A 553-nucleotide genomic window follows, 5' to 3' on the forward strand; every position below is an offset into this window, starting at 1 on the left:
TTTGGCATACAGTGTATCAATTTGAGTTTTCATCTCTTGGCGATGACTGCTATCAAGGCCAATTGACAATGGTTGGATTCAGGCCGCAGAGCTTTCACCTACCGCCACATCGCTTGTAAATTCCATTTCAAAGTAAGGGCCGAATAAGTCCTTACTTTCTCTTGTTTTAACAAATCCCAGTTTTTCCAATACCGCCATTGATGCTTGGTGATTGCTGTTTACATTCGCTTTCACCTTATGTAGTTCCAATTCGCGGCACGCTTTAGGGAAAAACGCTTTTAGCGCTTCTGTCGCTAACCCTTTACCCCAATACGCCTTATCAAAAATAAAACCTAATTCGGGTTCGGAATCGAGATGGGAAATGAATACATGCCCCATATAGTCACGGCTCGTACTCTCAAGTACCGCCATACTATAAATATTTTCGTCATCCAGTATTTTCTCAAACAATTGTTTGGCAGAGGCTACTGTATGAGGACCATTCATTTCGGCACGGTTTTTCGCACAGCAATTAAGCATAACGAATTCTAGTTGCAACGACTCATTGTAGGGT

Annotated in this window: 2 protein-coding genes; one reads left to right on the plus strand and one right to left on the minus strand. The window is 42.1% G+C overall.

The genetic code is table 11. The annotated features are described in order from the left end of the window. A partial coding sequence (locus R7P74_RS28475; protein ID WP_318124049.1) for a DUF3301 domain-containing protein occupies nucleotides 1-119 on the plus strand: 119 nt, incomplete at its 5' end. On the opposite strand, the gene R7P74_RS28480 is transcribed toward R7P74_RS28475, so the two are convergent. Then, a partial coding sequence (locus tag R7P74_RS28480; RefSeq protein WP_318124047.1) for a GNAT family N-acetyltransferase occupies nucleotides 79-553 on the minus strand: 475 nt, incomplete at its 5' end. The genes R7P74_RS28475 and R7P74_RS28480 overlap by 41 nt on opposite strands.

This window comes from Vibrio sp. 2033, from assembly GCF_033339735.1.